Source organism: Streptomyces albipurpureus, assembly GCF_023701525.1.
GTDB classification, from domain to species: domain Bacteria; phylum Actinomycetota; class Actinomycetes; order Streptomycetales; family Streptomycetaceae; genus Streptomyces; species Streptomyces albipurpureus.
In genome coordinates this window covers 73,032-90,465 of record NZ_JAMQAW010000078.1, presented here as the reverse complement: position 1 = coordinate 90,465, position 17,434 = coordinate 73,032, and the positions used below count along the sequence as shown (strand labels likewise).

Below are 17,434 nucleotides of genomic sequence, written 5' to 3'. Positions count from 1 at the left end.
TGAATCCCTGTACAGATCGCACATCATCCGACTCCGGGAGAGCCCCGTGCCAGCGCTCGAAGACCTCGTACGCCTGCTGGGCGCCGACCTCGAACCCGTCGCCCCCCTCGACCCGCCGCCCCGGGAGATCACCGGAGTCCACGTCAGCGAGCTGACCGATCCCACGCCCTACCTCGCGGGCGGGGAACTGCTCCTCACCACCGGCATGGGGCTCACCGGTCAGACCGCACAGGCCCGTGCGTACACCGCCCGGCTGGCGGCACACGGCGTCACCGCGCTCGGCATCGGCCTCGGGCCGGTGCACGCCACCGTCCCCGACACCCTCCTACGGGCCTGTGAGACCGCGGGGCTGCCGCTGCTCGCCGTCCCCGCTCCCACCCCCTTTCTCACCGTCGCACGCACCTACTGGTCGCTGACCGCGGCGGCGGGGCACGAGGAACTGAGCACGGCCCTCGGCACCCAACGCGAACTGGTCCGCGCGGCGGCCGGACCGGACCCCGTCCGTGCGGTGGTGCGCACCCTGGCCGACGCCGTGGAGGGCTGGGCCGCCCAGCTCACCCCCCAGGGCGAGGTGATGGCGGTCTGGCCGCACGAGCACCGTTCGAGCGCCCGCCGGATCGCGGCCGAGGTCGCCCGGCTGCGCATGGCGGGCCCGCACTCCTCCGCGACCTTCCCCCTGGACGGGGATGACGTCGTCCTCCATCCGCTGGCCGGACGCGGGCAACTGAGCGGCTTCGTGGCCACCGGCTGCCCCCGCCCCATGAAGGCCCCCGACCGGCAGCTCGTCCTGACCGCCTGCGCCCTGCTCGCCCTGCAGAGCGAGCAGCGGCGGCGGGGCATCACGGCGGCACGCACCGCGCGGGCCTGCGTGGCCCGCCTGCTGCTCAGCGGCCATCTCGACGCGGCCCGCTCCCTCGCCGCCGACCTTGGCCTGCCGGCGATCGCCCCCCGGGTGCGGCTGCTCGCCATGGCCGGGCTCACCGACGGTACCGACGACGTGCTCGACGTACTCGAACCGGCGGCGGCCGGCCGGGGACGACAGCTCCTGGCCGTCGCCGAACCGGCCGAGGTCTGGGCCCTGACGGGCGGCGACGACGTGGCGGCCGTCCGAGCCGCCGCACTGCGGCTGACCGCGGAACGCCCCCGCGGGGCCAGGGCCGTCCTCGGCCCCGAGACCTCGGTGACCGAACTGCACCGACAGCTCCCGGCACTCCGGCGGACCCTGGCGGCCGTCCCGCCGGGCACCCTGCGGGACCACGCAGTCCACGGCACCCCCGGTGCCCCGTCCCTGGCAGCCCTCCTGGGCTACCGGCGCACCGATCTGGTCGGCGCGGTCGCCGCCTATCTGCGCCACCGGGGTCACTGGGAGCGCGCCGCCGCCGACCTCGGCGTCCACCGCAACACCCTGCGGAACCGCATCGCGACCGCCGCCCGGCTGCTCGGCGCGGACCTCGACGACCCGGACACGGCGAGCCGCACCTGGCTGGAGCTGCGCGAGAACGGACTGGCCTGAGGACCCCCGGCACCCCGCGGACGGCCTCCGCGGCACCTCACTGACCACGGTGGTCGTGACTGCCGCTCACGGCCGGCCCGCCCGCGCCGATCGTGGACCGGGAATCGAATCGCCACGGCGACGGCGACGGAGGCGCGGCCGGCTGCCGTGAGGTCGACCCCTGATGCCCCAAGGCCCGCAGGTCCAGGTCCAGGTCCGGGGCAGTCTCTCGGCAACACTCAGCCTGTGCGGATTTCGCTCGTTGTTGATCCGACTCTATCGACTGACAGCTGCGGGGACCGCCTCCGCGGCGTCACCGTGCTCTCGGCGATGGCGACCCCCGCTCCGCCGGACGCCCCCTCTCTGGCGGGGGCATACCCGGGCCGTTCCGTACACGGTCCTGTGTGACTCGCTACGGGTCGGCCGTACGAGGGCAGCGCCATCATCCGTCGGTCGTGCGAGGGTGGTCAGCGATCCCGACACGGTGGAGGCGATGACCCACTTTGTGGACGCCCCCGCATCGACACCCCCGAGCCCAAACCCCTCACCGGCTCGCACCATCCTCGCCGGGCGATCGCCCCGCCCCCGCACTCGCCGCCGAACTCGAAGAACACATGGAACACAGCCACTGGCCCGCCGAAAGCCAACAGGACCGCCCGCACCCCAGCCCGCGCACGGACCCGAACGCGGTGGACGGCTCCGTGTCCCCGGTTGTTCCCGGGAGCCCAGCCTCCCGGGAACAGCACACGGGCTCGGAGTTACGGTGCGGCCGCGTACTCCACCACCGGGCCGGGGCAGCCTGCCGCCAGGGACACCGGCCGGTCCTGCTCGGCCTGGTCGATGGCGAGGTCCCAGCGGAGTTCGATCGCCGCGACGTACAGTGGGCCTCGGCGGACGGCGAAAGCCACTCGGCCGGGTCGGTCAGCAGCGGATGGAGGACGCGGTGTCGTTCTCATTGCCTGGAAGGTTGATGCGGTAGCCGTTCCGCATCTCGTGTGAGGCGCCCCGGTAGTTCGCGTGCTGGTACCAGTAGCACGTGACGCCGGAGTCATTGGACCAGGAGGTCAGCTGGTCGTTCATGAGGACGTTGTTGAGGTCCGGGAGGCGGTCCCCGCTTTCGAAGGAGACTCCACCGCCCCTGTAGTTGCCGTCCTTGTAGAGGCAGAGACTGTCGGCCCGGCAGTCGGATCCCGAGAAGTGGTAAATGGCGGACGGACCGATGGGCTCGGCCGCCGGCGGGGGCGGCGGTGAGGCCGACGGTCATGAGCGTGGCGGAGAGCAGGGCAGTACGTAGCACGTTTCCTCCAGGAATTCACGGGGTGCTGAAGTGCCGGATTCCGTCCGGACGTCGGCGGGCGTTCCGTCGCGGTGTTCGCGGGCGGCCTGTTCGCGGTCGCGCGTCTACGCGGCGGGGCTGGTCGTGTAGTGGGTGGCCCCGACTTCGGCGATAACGGCGTTGGACTCTCCGGGGCTCAGTCTGGCGAACACGGTCTTGCACTCGTGGTCGTTGCCCCGGTTCATGGTGATGACGACGCCGGAATCCCCGGAGTCGACCGTGGAGCGGGAGCGGATGCTTCGGCCGTCGCTGGTGTCTTGACCATGAGGCGGGGTACGGCGCTATCAGAACAGCCTTTTGCAGGCCTACTTGCCTTGGCGCACGACGCGGTCGCGGTGTCCTTGACCCTATTTTGCGACGCTTGGGTTCCATCCCGCACCGCCCGTGGCGAACCTCATTCATCGGGCTATCGCTCGGTGGGGCGGCCTGCCCAGCGTCGCCGCCCGCGCCTGGCGCTGGCCCCAGAAATGCCAGGGTGTCATCCTCGGTTCTCTCGGCGCTCGTCTGCGTTGATGCTCGTCAGGTGCTAGGCGGCGAGGAAGTTCTTCACGAGCCCTTTGATCTCCGTGCTCAATGAGGCGCGCATTTGATGTGGCCCGCCGCCCATCGGTCGAAAGTGCTGCGGGAGACGATCACCCGGGCCAGCCGCAGGTTGCCGTCCTCGGTACGGCTGGCCCGCGCGGCGGCGTCGCGAAAGCCGTTGCTGAACTTCTCAAATGCCGTCAGGCCACGCTGTTTGAGCAGCGCAGCGAAGACGGTGGTGCGAGACACGGGGGCGGCTTCTAGCCTTTTATGTGCGGAGGGAGGGCTGACGACGACGATCCATCTCGCCGCTGCCAGCGGCTGCCGCCCGTTGTGCTTGGTGCTCCCGCCCGGACAAGCCGGAGACGCGCCAGCATTCGATCACGTGATGGCTGCGATCCGGGGGCCCCCGCCGACCGGCATGTTCCGGGTTGTGCGTCTGAATGTCAGTGGTCACCCCTATCGTCGGCATGAGTGCGTTCATGGGGCTTCGGGGGGAACAGTGACCGACGGACAGGTGTGGGCGAGGCGGTCCACGGGCGCCGGCGGCCCGGCCAGGCGGAAGCAGGTAGTGGCGACGGCGGTCATGGAGGCCCAGGGATGCCTCGCCGACCTCAAGCGCGGACGGCGTGCCGCCCTCGAGATCAAAGAGGTCACCGAGCGGATGCTGTCGCCCGAGTACAAGGGGCGCGTGCTCGTGGAACTGCTCCAGAACGCCCATGACGCGCACCCCGCCCGGGACGGCGTCGGCCGCGTCGAGATCGTGCTTGACGAGGACGAGGGCGAACACGGCGTCCTGTACGTGGCGAACGGTGGCAGGCCCCTCGGGTACAGGAACTTCGAGGCGCTGTGCAGCATCGGCCTGTCGAGTAAGCGCCCCGACGAGGGCATCGGCCACAAGGGCGTCGGCTTCAAGAGCGTCCTGCAACTCACCTCCGCCCCAGAGCTGTACAGCGTCATGCGAGCCACGTCCAAGATCTTCGACGGCTTCTGTTTCCGTTTCGCCCGGGACGAGGACTTCGACTGGCTGGCGGACCAGGTCGCGCCCGGCCGCCCGGAGGCAGCCGGTCAACTGCGCGCGAACCTGTCGTCGTTGAAGGTCCCGGTGCCGGTGGACGACGTCCCGGCCGCAGTGGTGCCCTTCCGTCGACGGGGACTGGTGACCGTGGTCAGGCTCCCACTGCGAAACGCCGACGCGAGGCAGGAGGCGGTACGCCAGCTGCGCGAACTGACGGACGACGGGGTGCCGTTCGAACTCTTCCTGGACCGTCTCGGCAAGGTGTCCGTGACGCATCGTGTGGGCGGCCGGGGGCGCCCGAGCGTCTATACACGCAAGGTGGATCGGCTCTTCGCATCGCGCGGTCTGAAGATCCAGCAGATCACACTGCGTCGTCGCATACGCCTGGTCATGGTGACGGCCGCGGTGCACTGTGAGCGCGCGCACGAGGCCATCGCCGCTGGCATCGAATCCGGACCGCTGAGGGATGACTGGCAGGCCCTGGGCGACTCGGCCGTGGTCAGCGTGGCGGTGCCGGCGGGCGAGCCGCTGAAGCGCGGCAGGCTCTACACATTCTTGCCCATGGGCGCGCAGCCGACTTGCCCGGTCCGCGGATTCCTCAACGCTCCGTTCCACACAGACGTGAGCCGACGCACCATGGCGGAGGCCACGCAGTGGAACGACCTGCTGCTCGACACCGCGGCCGAGGCCTGCGCGCGGGCGAGTTCCTCGGCGAGGGCGAGGTCGACGCAGGCAAGCAGGGGGACGAGTCGGGCGCTGCCGGAGCGGATCGAGGCACGGTCGGCGAGCACCGCCTCCAGGCGCTGGTGCGGGATGGCGAGCACGGAGGCGATGTCCCCCTCGGTCACGTCTGCGACGGTCCGGCCCAGCCGGTTCAGTGCGATGAACGCCAGCTGTACCGCCGTGCTCAGGTACGGGGCGCCGATCAGAGTACTCAGGGCCGTCGCGGCGACCTCCAGCGCGACCCTTGCGCTGAAGATCATCCACGATGCGCATGGGCCCCGGCCTTGTCCGACCCCGTCGCCGCCACGGGACATAAGCTTGGCGTTTATCGTCTGCGGTCGAACGGCGTGTCGAACTTGTCTGGGATCGGCTGTTGGCCGGACATGAGGGCGGCCTCCGTCTGATCATGTGCTCCGTCACAGAGTCGCTTGATCAGCACGAAGGCCGTAACGATGAGTCTGCTGCAGCGGGATGTCCCGCGGAATGCGTTTGAGGAACTGTCCCACTTCCGAGGGGAGTTCTATGCCTGCCTCACCGCGCGGGGAGACGCGCTGTTCGAGCTGTCAGACGCCCTGTTGTGCTCGGACGGCCCGGTAAAGACGCTCGTCGAGCTGTCCTTGGCGCCGGAGCACCGGCGCGGACACGGTGCCTTGTACGGCGGTGTTAACCACGGGCGGCTGGATGTGGCACGGCTGCGCAGGACTCTGGCCGGTCTGTCAATGCCACGGGCGGCGGACGGGCGCCTCGTCCTGGCCGTCGATGTCAGCAACTGGCTACGCCCGGACGCGAACACCAGCCCGGACCGGCTGTTCTGCCACACCTACGGCCGCGGGAGGGGCTCGGCTCAGATGGTCCCTGGCTGGCCCTACTCCTTCGTCGCCGCCCTGGAGCCCGGGCGGACTTCGTGGACGGCCGTACTGGACGTGGTCCGCCTGTGTCCGTGGGACGACGAGATCGCCGTCACCGCCTGCCAGATCCGTCAGGTCGTCCAACGACTGCTGGCCGCTGGGCAGTGGCAGGCCGGTGACCCGTCCGTGCTGATCGTCGTTGATGCCGGCTATGACGTAACCCGCCTGGCCTTCCTCCTCTCCGACCTGCCCGTCGAGTTGCTGGGCCGGATGCGTTCGGACCGTGTCCTGTACTTCCCGCCCCCGCCACAGCCACCCGGCAAGGTCGGACGCAAACCCAAGCGCGGGTCGGAGTTCAAGTTCGAGAAGCCCGCCACCTGGCCCGCCCCCGCCATCACCACGGTCACCGACACCACCCACTACGGGCGGGCCGAGGCCACGGCCTGGGACCGGCTGCACCCGCTGCTGGTCCGGCGCTCGGCCTGGGCCGACTACCCCGAAGGTCACCTGCCCGTCATCGAAGGCACAGTCATCCGTCTTCACGTAGAGCACCTGCGCGGAGACCGCAGCCCAGGCCGATCTGGCTGTGGTGGTCCGGCACCAACGCGACAGGCGGGGACGTCGACCGGCTCTGGCAAGGATTCCTGCGCAGATTCGATCTCGAACCAATGCCGTTAGGTTAACCTGCTCCTCCATCGTGTATGACGGACGTTCAGGGGTGGTTGTGGAGCCCGAGTTGCGCGATGTGGTCAGCGTCGGGCTGCTGGCGCGGGTGTATCCGGCTGGGCTCGTAGACGAAGTGCTTGAGGTGTGCGGGCGGGTGGAGCGACGGTCTCGGCTGCTACCGGCCCGGCTGATGGTGTACTTCGTCCTTGGGATGGCGTTGTTTTCGCCGGATCCGTATCTGGAGGTCATGCGCAAGACGACGTTCGGGCTGCGGCAGATCGGCCTGCTGAGGGCGTGGCGGGAGCCGAGCAAGCCGTCCATCTTTCTGGCACGTCAGCGGCTGGGAGCCGAACCGTTGCGGGAGCTGTTCACCCGCGCCGCCGTACCGCTGGCCGGGCCTGCGGACACCTGGGCCTTCTGGCGTGGGCTGCGGTTGATGGCGGTGGACGGCACCTGCGTCGACCTGGCGGACACCGCGGCCAACGAAGAGGAGTTCGGCCGACATGGCGGCAGGCCGAAGGCGGGCAAGGCGCCATACAAGCGGGCGGCGTTTCCGCAGGCCAAGATCGTGGGGTTGGTGGAGTGCGGCACGCATGCCGTCGTCGACGCGGTGGTCAGCGCATACTCGGTCCACGAGTCGCTGACCGCCCAGGGCCTGGGCCGGTCGATGGGCCCGGGCATGCTGGTCCTGGGCGACCGGGGCCTGCCAGGCGTGGATCTCTGGCGGGCCTGGTCGGCCTCCGGTGCGGATCTTCTCCTGCGGCTGGCCGGCCAACGCTACAAACTCGAGCCTGACCGGCTGCTGTCCGACGGGTCCTGGATCACCACGATCTACGGGTACCAGGACCGTCGACGCGAGCACGGTATCCAGGTCCGCGCGCTGCGCTACCAACTCGACGAGGGTCAGGAGACCTACACGCTCCTGACCACGTTGCTCGACCATGAGCATTACCCGGGACCGGAGTTGGCCGCCCTGTACACCGAGCGGTGGGAAGTGGAGACGACCTTCAAAGAACTCAAGACCCAGCAGATCGGAGCGGGCACGGTCCTGGCCAGCAAGACCCCGGACGGAATCCTCCAACAAATCTGGGGCCACCTGCTCGTGCACTACGCACTGCGCGTGCACATGCTCGAAGCAGCCCGCACCAACACCGATGCGCTCGACCCCGACCGGCTGTCTTTCACCACCTGCCTGCGCGCCGCCCGTCGCATCGCCCTGATGCCTCCGGCGGACTTTTCCCCCTCATCACCGCTGCCCTGCCCACCTGATGCGTGATGAACTCCTCGCCAACGTGAACCCACCCAGGCGACCGCGGACGAGCCCGCGTGTCATCAAACGCATCATCTCCCGGTACCTCGTCAAGAAGCCTGACGACCGGCAGTCACCCACTCCACCCCGCAACCCCACGCTCATACCACCCCCCACCCGACCCTTAACCTAACGGCATTGGATCTCGAACACACCTTCAGAATGATCAAGCAAACGCTGGGCTGGACCGTTCCCAAACTCCGCGAGCCCGCAGCCGCCGACCGCTGGACGTGGCTGGTCGTCGCCGCGTACACCCAGCTCCGCCTCGCCCGGCCACTCGCAGAAGACCTCCGCAAACCCTGGGAGCGGCCCGCGCGCCAAGGACGCCTCACACCCGCCCGCGTCCGCCGCGGATTTCGCCGCCTCCACGGGAAGAGCGCACAGCTGGCCGGCGCACCGAAAGTCAGCACCGCAGGCCCCGGACGACCAGCAGGCTCGAAAAACAGGCGCCGCGCACGCGAACACCCCGTCGGGAAACAGGGCAAACCGGACATCACCGAGGACGTCACGAACAGTCGCGCAGCATAAACGCCAAGATAAGGGCTTGTAGAGAATCAACGTGTTGGTTTGGTTTCCGTCGTGAGGGTCGCGCCGTGTGTGGTGGCGTGGACGAGGAGTCCTGCCAGGGTGTTGATGTGTGCTGCTGGGAGCCGGGGCGTGTGAGCGTGCTGGTCCATCAGCCGCCGGATCTCGCTGGTGGCGTGGCGGATGGTGTCCTTACTGACGGCGAAGAGGCGGGCCAGCACGGTGGGCGGCAGGGCGAGGTTGTGTTGCAGCGTGGTGAGCAGGACCCGGTCGGGCAGGTCGAGTTTGGCCTTGCGGCGGCCGCCCGGGGCCCGGCGTCGTTGGGCGCCGTCGCGGCGTGTGGTGGCGTCATGTTTCTGCAGTGTCTGCCAGCCGGCGGTCGGGGCCTGGGTCAGCTCGGTCAGTGCGGTGCGGGTCATGCCGGTCAGTGCGGGGTGCGACAGAGCATCGCGGTCGAAGACCGCCGCCGGGTCGGTGGTTGGTCCGGTGGGGTCGACGGGGTGGGGGTGGACGGTGTAGTTCCATGCACCGTGGAAGGCATGTCCGGTTACGGGTACTGCGTTGAGCTCGGCGTCGCTGACCTTCACGCCGGTGGGATAGACGCCGGTGTCAAGTTCGGCGTGGATGGTCAGGCCGGTGCGGGTGGTGGTCGCGGCGATGCTGTTGACGATGACGTCATGGCTGGTCAGCGGGCGGCCCCGCCAGTTCATGGTGATGTGGGAGAACAGCCGGTGCTCGATCCGATTCCACTTCGATGTGCCCGGAGGCATGTGGCAGACGGTGACGGCCAGGCCGGTCTCGGCGGCGAACGCCGCGAGGCCGGTCTTCCAAGCTCTGGTGCGGTAGCCGTTGGAGCCCCCGGCATCGGCGGTGATCAGCAGACGGGTGGCCTGCGGGTAGTCGAGGCGTCCTTGCCCGTTCCACCAGCGGCGGATCGATTCGACGGCGAAGGCCGCGGTGTCGTGATCCGTACCGACGTTTACCCAGCCGGTGTCCGCCGCCAGGTCGTAGATGCCGTAGGGCAGGGCTTTGCCCAGTGCATCACCGGGGAAGTCATGGACATCGACCCGCACGGGTTCACCGGTCGGCCGCCATTGACGTCCGGCATTCTTGAACTCCCCGACGACTTCCTTCTTTTTCGCATCCACGCTGACCACCGGCTGACCGTCCGCCTGATGGTCTTTGGCCTGGTCGTTGATGTACCAGAACTGCGCGTCCCGGTCGGGGTGCTGAGCGCCTTCGAGGGTCTTGGCATTGGCCTGCAGACTGTTCTCCCGCAGCAGCCCACGGTTGGCGCTGACGCGGCATGGCCCTGCCGCGTCAGCTCCCCAGACAGAGACCGCAGCGATCTGATCGTCCACCGCAGCGGCGACGTCGGATCACCCCGCTCGTCCGGCTCCACCAGCGCCAGCAACGCCGGAACAAGCAGCGGGTCCAGCTCCTCGGCGCTCTTGCGCCCGCCGCCGTCCCGGCGGACCCGGCCATAGGGCAGCGGATCCTCACCGCCCTCCAACTCGAAGACCCCCTTCCGCACCGTCGTCTCACTCACCGCTGTGGCACGCGCGACGGCCCGGACCCCGCCGTGCCCCCTCGACAGCCAGCGCCAGCCGCTGCTGCCGCTCATTCACATGAGGAAACAACACCCCGTATCTCAGGGCCAGTTCGTCACGAAGGTCACTCGGTATGCGCATACCACACCAACGACAGAGAGACCGCAAACCAACACGTTGATTCTTTACAAGCCCTAACTACCCGGCCTTGGGATTACCTCAGTATTCGTTGGTCCATCCGCGCAGGGCCAGCACCTGGTTGAGCAGGTGCCGGTCCTCCAGAATCGTGTTCACGCTCGACCTCCTGGGATGCAACACCTCAACGCGACTCGCCGGATCCTTTCGGGGACGCCGCCGCCCGGCTGTCCGGTCCGTCCGGGCCCGAACCCCACCGGCCCGAGATCAGGATCACCGCCATCGGCGAGGACGCCCTCCGACTTCTGAGCACCACCACCAGCACGGGACGGGCTGCACGGACGGCTCCGAGGCCCGGGCCCGCGGCAGATCGTCGTGCAGGACTCTGCCGGGAGTTACCGCATCGTCTACAGCGCCGATGGTCGGGCGCACTGCCACCTGGTCATGGTGGCGGGCCGTTCGGTCACCCACCGGTGATCCCTGACCGGCTGAGGCCCGCCGCTCTCGCGGCCTCGACAGGGTCCGTCCACACGTCCATCGGGACGATTCCAATGCTGCGGCCCTCGTCGTCCAGCAGCCGTCCCGTCCGCTTGACGTGCCCAAGCGTTACCGCGCGGTCGGTGATTCGCAGGGCGGGATAGCGTTCGGCCAGCAGGAGTTCCAGCCGGTGGGCGTCGTGGAGGGAGCGCAGCCAGGTGCTGTGTACGACATTGGTCGAGCCGCCGGTGGTGATGGCGCATGAGCGAGTTTCGGGGAGGGTGGCCAGGCCGTTGGCGATCGCGACCAGTTGATCGGCGGGTGACTGTGCCGACAGTGTCAGACAGACCGGCCAGCCGGACAGCGGCTGGGCGACGTCGCAGCGCAGGACCAGTGCCCGGTCGGCGATCATCGACCGCAGGCGGCGGCGTACGGTACTGAGCCCGCACCCGAGCCCGACGGCCAGTTCCGTCAGCGAGGCGCGGCCGTCGTGGCACAGGAGCCGCAGGAGCCTGCGTTCCACCTCGGGCAGCGGTCTGACTGTGCCGGTGCTGATTTGTACCGGCGAGCCCATCTGCTCCAACTGTCGCGCGTCCAGCGCCCCGAGCCGCCAGTCGCCGCCCAGTGCGTACGCCCTGGTGACCAACTGGGTGCGGGTGGCCCGGACCCCTGCCACCGTCCCGATGCCGTCGCGCAGATAGCGCGAGAGCGCGTTCAAGCCGGGTGTCGCCACAGTCAGGAGCAGGTCGTGGGCGCCGCTGGTGTGCTCGATGCTGACCACATGGGGCCAGCGGGCCAGTGTGGCGGCGGTGGCGAGCACCTCTCCGGCCTCGCAGTCGACCTCAATGAACGCGGCGGTCTGGAGCAGGCCGACCGGATGGGCGGTGACCCAGGCGATTCCCGCCTCCGCCAGCCGTGACCAGCGCCTCGCGGCCGTGACCGCGTCCACTCCGAGGGCGGTGCCGACCCGGGACCAGGGCGCCCGGGGATCGAGTTGCAGCGCATGGATGAGGGCGAGGTCCAACTCATCGGGGTCGGCGGCAGATTCCTGCATGAGTTGAGCCCCTTCGGCACAATCCTGTGATTTTCGAGCCAACACGGATCTTCGACAACACAATGCCCTACCACCGGGGGAGCCGGTGCACCACCCGAGGAGTGATTCGTGACGATTTTGGACGATGCCAAGGCGCTTCAGGGCGATCTCGTACGGCTGCGACGCGTCCTGCACGCCGAACCCGAGATCGGCCTGCGACTGCCCCGCACACAGGAGAAGGTGCTTGCCGCACTCGAAGGGCTCCCGCTGGAGCTGACCACCGGTAGCGTGCTCGACTCGGTGACCGCCGTCCTGCGCGGCGGCCTGCCGGGCCCGGCCGTACTGCTGCGCGGCGACATGGACGCGCTGCCCGTGACGGAGAGCACTGGGCTGGAGTACGCCTCCCGCATCCCCGGACATATGCACGCCTGCGGCCATGACCTGCACACAGCGATGCTCGTCGGTGCCGTGAAGCTGCTCTGTGCCCGCCGTGCGTCGCTCGCGGGCGATGTGGTGTTCATGTTCCAGCCGGGCGAGGAGGGATACGACGGCGCGCGCCTGATGATTGAAGAGGGTGTCCTCGAAGCGGCCGGGGCACGGCCCGTCGCCGCGTACGTCCTGCATGTGACGCTCGGACAGTCGGGGACCGGGGTGTTCAGGACACGTCGCGGACCGCTGCTCGCGGCCTCCGACTCGGTCCGCGTGACCGTGCGTGGCCGGGGCGGGCACGGGGCCGCCGTTGCTGTCGTTGTGCGCTTCATCGGGCACCGTCCACGCTCTTTGCCCCAAGGGACTTGGCGAGCAGGGTGATCACGAGGATGACGCCGCAGTAGAGCAGGCTCACCGAGGCCGCTCCCTGCATCGCGCCGTTGTCGTAGTTGTCGAAGATCAGGATGGACAGCAGGCGGGTGTCGGAGGCGAAGAGTGCGGCCGACAGTTCCCGCATGCAGAGCAACAGCAGCAACAGCAGGGTGGAGACCAGGCCGACCCGCATGAGCGGCAGCGTCACGTATGACATGGCCTTGGTGCGGCGGGAGCCGAGAAGGACCGCACTGTCTTCCAGATCTTTGTCGACCTGGAGGATCGAGGAGGTGACGCCCCGGTACCCCTGCGGCAGAAAGACGGCGACGAAGGCGATCACTAGCACGACGACCGTTCCGTACACCGGCACCGGCAGCACCGGCCAGGTCCACAGCAGACCGAGGCCGAGCACGATGGCCGGGACGGCGAGCGGTTCCATGGCGACGAACTCCAGCACTCGCCTGCCCGCGGACTTGCACGGTAGACGCAGTAGCTGAGGCAGAAGCCGAGCGCCGTACCGACGACACCGGCGATGACGGCCGTCATCGCGCTGTTGGGCACCGCCTGGAGGAAGTCGGCGGAGCGCAGTGTCTTGCCCAGCGACCAAAACGACAGGGCGCCGCTCTCGGTGAGCTGGCCGAGGCTCGCGGCATACGGGGAGGTTTGGAGGGATGCGAGGAGCAGGGCGCCTACCGGGAGTACCACGGCGAGCAGGAAGTACAACAGGGCGAAGCCGAATGCGGGCAGCAGTCGCCACCGGCCCAGTGGGACCTGCTTGGCCTTGACGCCCTTGCCGGTGACGCTGCTCAACTTCTCGCGTATGACCACCCGTTGCCGAAGTGCCGTGATCACCAGCAACGGGCGGTCAGGACGATGGCCACGGCGGCGGCCTCATTGCCGCGGGAGGGCGAGGCGTTCATCAGGCGGTAGATGAAGCCGGGCAGCGTCTTTACTTGGGAGGGGTTGCCGATCACTTGGGCTACGGGGAAGTTCTCCGTAGCCAGCGTGAAGATCAGCACCCCGGACCCAAGGATCGCGGGCAGCGCGAGTGGGAAGGGTCCCCCAACGCATGGTGCGCCGCAGCGTCCCGCCGTGTACGAAGGACGCTTCCTCCAGATCGGGGTTCATGAGGGAAAGCACGCTGTGGGCGAGCAGGAACGCGTGGGGTGCGTAGTAGAGGGCGGGGACCATGACGAGGCCCCGGTGCTGTAGATGTTGACGGTGATGTCCAGTCCCACCGATTGCACGACGAGGTTGAGGTAGCCGGCCGCCGGGCTGCCGAGCAGGGACCAGGCGAGGGCGCCGCCGAGTGAGGGCAGGAACATCGGCGCGATGCCGGTGCAGTAGAGAAACCGCCGTGCCGGCGAGCTGGTGCGGGCGGTGATGAATGCGGGGTCGCAGCCGATCAGCAGGGCGAGCGCCGAGGCGCAGCCGGCGATCAGCACGGAGTTGCCGAGCGTGGTGAGTGCCTGCGTCGAGGCCAGGACGGAGAAGTTGGCGAGTGTCAGCGAGTCGAGGCCGATGTCGTCGGGCCGGAGGAAGGAGTCGCTGAACGCGGCGAGCAGGATCAACAGCATCGGCAGGGCCACGAGGACGCCGAGCAGGACACCGGTGGGCAGGGCACGGCGTGCGCGGTTCAGAGCCGTGGTGAGCGCAGGTGCCCTCCCCGGCCCAGTAGATATGGGGGCGCGGCGGTTTCGGTGGGTATCGTGGGCGGGGCGGTTATGCCGATACCTCCAGCGGCAGCACCTGGACCGCCGAGGGGTTGGCACAGACCCAGACGTCTGAGCCAGTGGCGAGCAGTTTCCCGCGGCTGCGTCCGACGACGGCTTCGACCTCGGGGCCGCGGTCGAGTGCGATCCGGTAGCGGACGTGGGCGTTCTGGAAGCTGACCACCGCGACCCGTCCCACCCGGGTGTTGTCATGTCCGGGCGGGGGCGTTGGAGAACAGTGGGGCCTTCGGGCGGATACAGAGCCGGGGCGCTGTCATACCGGAGGCCGCCCGCATCCGCACCTCGTGCCCGGTGAGGTCGTACAGCAGGTGGCCGCTGTTCTCGGCCTCCTCACCGGACGGGCCGCACCGCCGGTGCACGGGCGGTTTACGGTTTCGGCCTGGTGGCTGCGAGCACCGAGGAAACGGTGTCCGTTGCGGAGGCGGGGACCTTGCGTGACGGCTGCTGTTCCGGCTCCTTGGGCTCCCGGCGTTCCCTGGAGCGGGCGTGGCCTCAGCGGACCGTCGGCCCGGCGACGAGGGCGAGCCTCGAACTGAGCACGTTGATCGCGTCACGGACGATGCGGCCGACCACTTCACCGGCGGGGGGAATGTCGTGGATCAGGCCCTGCGCCATCCCGACCGACCAGACGCCCGCGTTGAGGTCTCCGCTCTCGTAGACCTGCCGTCCACGCACACCCGCGACGAGCTCGCGGATGTCGTCGAAGGTGCCACCGGCGTCGAGGATGGCAACGACCTTGTCACTGACGGCGTTGCGGGACACCCGGGAGGTGTTGCGGAGCGTCCGGAAAATGAGGTTGGTATCGCGCTCGGACCCGGTGACGATCGCCTTCTTGACCGCGTCGTGCACCGGAGCCTCCTGTGTGCAGAGGAACCGGGTGCCCATGTTGATGCCGTCGGCCCCGAGGGCCAGCGCGGCGGCCAGGCCCCGGCCGTCGGCGAACCCCCCGGAGGCCAACACGGGGATCGTGAGCCGGTCCACAGCGGCCGGGATCAGAACCAGACCCGGGATGTCGTCCTCGCCCGGGTGGCCGGCGCACTCGAAGCCGTCGATGCTGACCGCGTCCACCCCCGACGACTGTGCCTTGAGCGCGTGGCGCACGCTCGTGCACTTGTGGATGACCTTCACCCCGTGCTCCTGGAACAGTGGCAGGTGCGGCTCGGGGTTCGACCCCGCTGTCTCGACGATCCCCACACCGGATTCGACGATGACCCGGCGGTACTCCTCGTAGGGGGGTGGGGTGATCGTCGGCAGGGTCGTCAGGTTGACGCCGAAGGGTGCGTCTGTGAGGTCCCGTGTGCGCTGGATCTCGCGGGCCAGGTCCTCGGGGGTGGGCTGGGTCAGGGCGGTGAGGATGCCCAGCCCGCCGCCGTTCGACACGGCGGCGGCGAGCTCGGCCCGGCCGACCCATTGCATCCCGCCCTGCACCACGGGGTGGGTGATTCCGAAAGTCTCGGTGAACCGGGTGCGCAGGGCGCCGCCGGCGTTCGTACCGTCAGTCATCGGCGGAGCTCCCCCTTTCGTCGATCATCAAAGGCCCATGGACTTGGAGACGACGCTCTTCATGACCTCGCTGGTGCCGCCGAAGATGCGGGACACGCGAGCGTCGGTGTAGAGCCGGGCGATTGGGTACTCGCGCATGTAGCCGTAGCCTCCGTGCAGTTGGAGACACTTGTCGATGACCCGCGCCTGCATCTCGGTGCAGAACAGTTTGGTCTTCGCGGCGTCGGCGGGGGTGAGCCTGCCGGCGTCGAGCGCGGCGATGGCGCGGTCCACGAGTGCCTGGCCTGCTTCGAGGTCGGTGGCGCACTCGGCGAGCACGAACTTCGTGTTCTGGAAGTCCGCGACCCGCTGCCCGAAGACCGTGCGCTTCTGGACGTAGTCGACGGCCAGGTGCAGCGCGGCCGTCGCGGTCGCCTGCGCGGTGATCGCGACGGTCAGTCGTTCCTGCGGCAGGTTCGCGGTGAGCGTGGCGAAGGCATCGCCCTCGGCCCCGAGTAGATTCGCGGCCGGCACCCGGACGTCGTCGAAGAACAGCTCTGCGGTGTCCTGCGCCTTGAGTCCCATCTTGTCGAGGTTGCGGCCGCGGCTGAATCCGGGCATGTCCGACTCGACGACGAGCAGCGACAGTCCCTTGCGCCGGTTGCCCCCGCCGTCGGAGGTACGGGCAACCACCACGATGAGGTCGGCGTTGATGCCGCCGGTGATGAACGTCTTCGCCCCGTTGAGGATGTAGTCGTCGCCGTCCCTCACCGCCGTGGTGGCCATACCGGCGAGGTCAGATCCGGTTCCCGGTTCGGTCATCGCGATGGAGCTGACCAGGGAGCCGTCCGCGAACCCCGGGAACCAGCGCGCCTTCTGCTCGTCGTTGGCGAACTCCAGGAAGTACGGCAGCACCGTGCTCAGGTGTACTTGGAGCCCGCCCAGTGTTGCCGCGGCGTACCCGCTCTCCTCCAGTACGACAGCGTTGAAGCGGAAGGTCCGCATACCGCCGCCGCCGAACTTCTCGGGGATCTGCAACCCGTTGATGCCGATCTCGGCGGTCTTTCGGAACAGGGTCCGAGGCACGATTCCCGCGGCCTCCCACTCCTCCAGATGCGGCACGATCTCCTTGCTGACGAACTCCCGCACGGTTTGCCGGAACGCCTCGTGGTCCTCGGTGTAGATCTCTCTGAGCATGGTTCTCCGTAAGTTGTTAGGCGGCCCGGGAGGGCCGGGTGTGGCTTATGGTTCTCTGCCTTCAGTGGCTTTCCAGGAGTGGCCGCCCGGCTCTCCGGGGCACCCTGGCTACTGATTGAGATGTGCGCCCTGGTCGCTGACTACGGAGATGACAGCGGGGTCTTCCTCGGGCCGACGGCGCCCACCACCCCGATGAACAGTCCGCTCGCCCGCACGTCCGGGTTCTCACGCGCCTCGTCGTACCCGCTGATCCAGCCGGCCACCACGCCGTTCGTGGTGAGTAGGTCCAGCGCCTCGTCGGTGGTGAGGCCCGCGAGGGCGGTACGCAACTTGACGACCAGCGCAGGGCGATGGGCGACCCGCGCCTGGTTGGTCGCGAATCTCTCGTCCCGTACGAGATCGGGTTGTTCGATCAGTCGGCACAGCTTCTCGAAGTGCGGCACCAAGTAGGCACAGACCACGACCACGCGGTCCGCGGTCGGCATGATGTCCGCGGCCGGGGCGACGGTCGGCTGTGCGTTGCCGCTGCGTACCGCTCACGGCGGGGCCGGAGGTCATCGGCTTCGGGGGCGACGTGGGTACCGCTG

General features: G+C 68.8%; 15 protein-coding genes and 6 pseudogenes. 7 read left to right on the top strand and 14 right to left on the bottom strand.

The window, feature by feature from the left end; all coding sequences use genetic code 11:
• The first annotated feature begins 46 nt into the window (after positions 1-46).
• Positions 47-1,513 (top strand): PucR family transcriptional regulator, encoded by a 1,467-nt coding sequence (locus tag NBG84_RS35890; RefSeq protein ID WP_250923886.1) that lies wholly within the window; start codon positions 47-49, stop codon positions 1,511-1,513.
• Between the two features lie 737 nt (positions 1,514-2,250).
• Here NBG84_RS35890 and NBG84_RS35885 read toward each other — a convergent pair.
• The 3 genes from NBG84_RS35885 to NBG84_RS35875 form a co-directional block, all read right to left on the bottom strand.
• Positions 2,251-2,400 (bottom strand): hypothetical protein, encoded by a 150-nt coding sequence (locus tag NBG84_RS35885; RefSeq protein ID WP_250923885.1) that lies wholly within the window; start codon positions 2,398-2,400, stop codon positions 2,251-2,253.
• 13 nt (positions 2,401-2,413) lie between these two features.
• On the bottom strand, positions 2,414-2,698 hold the full coding sequence (locus NBG84_RS35880) for a peptidase inhibitor family I36 protein (RefSeq protein ID WP_250923906.1): 285 nt from the start codon (positions 2,696-2,698) through the stop codon (positions 2,414-2,416).
• 700 nt (positions 2,699-3,398) lie between these two features.
• Positions 3,399-3,599, bottom strand: coding sequence for a hypothetical protein (locus tag NBG84_RS35875; protein ID WP_250923884.1), 201 nt, complete (start codon positions 3,597-3,599; stop codon positions 3,399-3,401).
• A 25-nt stretch (positions 3,600-3,624) separates the two neighbouring features.
• On the opposite strand from NBG84_RS35875, the pseudogene NBG84_RS35870 reads away from it, so the two are divergent.
• From NBG84_RS35870 to NBG84_RS40870, 5 genes and pseudogenes are all read left to right on the top strand, one after another.
• A pseudogene (locus tag NBG84_RS35870) lies at positions 3,625-3,759 on the top strand (IS5/IS1182 family transposase); the annotation flags it as partial.
• A 162-nt stretch (positions 3,760-3,921) separates the two neighbouring features.
• Entirely contained in the window at positions 3,922-5,478 is a 1,557-nt protein-coding gene (locus NBG84_RS35865) for an ATP-binding protein (protein ID WP_250923909.1), read from the top strand.
• 65 nt (positions 5,479-5,543) lie between these two features.
• A pseudogene (locus tag NBG84_RS35860) lies at positions 5,544-6,604 on the top strand (transposase); the annotation flags it as partial.
• A 59-nt stretch (positions 6,605-6,663) separates the two neighbouring features.
• A complete protein-coding gene (locus NBG84_RS35855; RefSeq protein WP_250923883.1) occupies positions 6,664-7,881 on the top strand; it encodes an IS4 family transposase in 1,218 nt (405 codons plus the stop codon).
• 162 nt (positions 7,882-8,043) lie between these two features.
• A pseudogene (locus tag NBG84_RS40870) lies at positions 8,044-8,442 on the top strand (NF041680 family putative transposase); the annotation flags it as partial.
• A gap of 26 nt (positions 8,443-8,468) precedes the next feature.
• Here the strand turns inward: NBG84_RS40870 and NBG84_RS35850 are convergent.
• Together NBG84_RS35850 and NBG84_RS35845 are read right to left on the bottom strand one after the other, a co-directional pair.
• Positions 8,469-10,130 (bottom strand): annotated as a pseudogene (locus tag NBG84_RS35850) (ISAzo13 family transposase).
• Positions 10,131-10,587: 457 nt separating this feature from the next.
• Entirely contained in the window at positions 10,588-11,655 is a 1,068-nt protein-coding gene (locus NBG84_RS35845) for an Lrp/AsnC family transcriptional regulator (RefSeq protein ID WP_250923882.1), read from the bottom strand.
• A gap of 108 nt (positions 11,656-11,763) precedes the next feature.
• On the opposite strand from NBG84_RS35845, the pseudogene NBG84_RS35840 reads away from it, so the two are divergent.
• Positions 11,764-12,372, top strand: a pseudogene (locus NBG84_RS35840) (M20 metallopeptidase family protein); the annotation flags it as partial.
• 19 nt (positions 12,373-12,391) lie between these two features.
• On the opposite strand, the gene NBG84_RS35835 reads toward NBG84_RS35840, so the two are convergent.
• The 9 genes and pseudogenes from NBG84_RS35835 to NBG84_RS35795 form a co-directional block, all read right to left on the bottom strand.
• Positions 12,392-12,874, bottom strand: a complete 483-nt coding sequence (locus tag NBG84_RS35835) for an ABC transporter permease family protein (protein WP_250923881.1) — start codon at positions 12,872-12,874, stop codon at positions 12,392-12,394.
• Positions 12,775-13,245: a hypothetical protein gene (locus NBG84_RS35830; RefSeq protein WP_250923880.1), complete on the bottom strand. Its 471-nt coding sequence runs from the start codon at positions 13,243-13,245 to the stop codon at positions 12,775-12,777. The genes NBG84_RS35835 and NBG84_RS35830 overlap by 100 nt, the downstream gene beginning before the upstream one ends.
• A gap of 38 nt (positions 13,246-13,283) precedes the next feature.
• Positions 13,284-13,454 (bottom strand): hypothetical protein, encoded by a 171-nt coding sequence (locus NBG84_RS35825; protein ID WP_250923879.1) that lies wholly within the window; start codon positions 13,452-13,454, stop codon positions 13,284-13,286.
• Between the two features lie 105 nt (positions 13,455-13,559).
• The gene (locus tag NBG84_RS35820) at positions 13,560-14,024 is read right to left on the bottom strand and encodes an ABC transporter permease family protein (protein ID WP_250923878.1); all 465 of its coding nucleotides are present in this window, start codon (positions 14,022-14,024) and stop codon (positions 13,560-13,562) included.
• Between the two features lie 133 nt (positions 14,025-14,157).
• Positions 14,158-14,346: a TOBE domain-containing protein gene (locus NBG84_RS35815; RefSeq protein ID WP_250923877.1), complete on the bottom strand. Its 189-nt coding sequence runs from the start codon at positions 14,344-14,346 to the stop codon at positions 14,158-14,160.
• Between the two features lie 10 nt (positions 14,347-14,356).
• A complete protein-coding gene (locus tag NBG84_RS35810; RefSeq protein WP_250923876.1) occupies positions 14,357-14,527 on the bottom strand; it encodes a hypothetical protein in 171 nt (56 codons plus the stop codon).
• Positions 14,528-14,660: 133 nt separating this feature from the next.
• On the bottom strand, positions 14,661-15,671 hold the full coding sequence (locus NBG84_RS35805; RefSeq protein WP_250923875.1) for an NAD(P)H-dependent flavin oxidoreductase: 1,011 nt from the start codon (positions 15,669-15,671) through the stop codon (positions 14,661-14,663).
• A gap of 27 nt (positions 15,672-15,698) precedes the next feature.
• Positions 15,699-16,847 carry an acyl-CoA dehydrogenase family protein gene (locus NBG84_RS35800; RefSeq protein WP_250923874.1) on the bottom strand — a complete coding sequence of 383 codons (1,149 nt, stop codon included), beginning with the start codon at positions 16,845-16,847 and terminating at the stop codon, positions 15,699-15,701.
• Between the two features lie 140 nt (positions 16,848-16,987).
• Positions 16,988-17,365: pseudogene (locus NBG84_RS35795) on the bottom strand (CoA transferase); the annotation flags it as partial.
• Positions 17,366-17,434 lie beyond the last annotated feature (69 nt).

Bases quoted from the DNA above. Each gene is read 5' to 3' on its own strand.
- NBG84_RS35845 (WP_250923882.1), bottom strand. From the start codon at position 11,655: ATGCAGGAATCTGCCGCCGACCCCGATGAGTTGGACCTCGCCCTCATC.
- NBG84_RS35835 (WP_250923881.1), bottom strand. From the start codon at position 12,874: ATGGAACCGCTCGCCGTCCCGGCCATCGTGCTCGGCCTCGGTCTGCTG.
- NBG84_RS35805 (WP_250923875.1), bottom strand. From the start codon at position 15,671: ATGACTGACGGTACGAACGCCGGCGGCGCCCTGCGCACCCGGTTCACC.
- NBG84_RS35800 (WP_250923874.1), bottom strand. From the start codon at position 16,847: ATGCTCAGAGAGATCTACACCGAGGACCACGAGGCGTTCCGGCAAACC.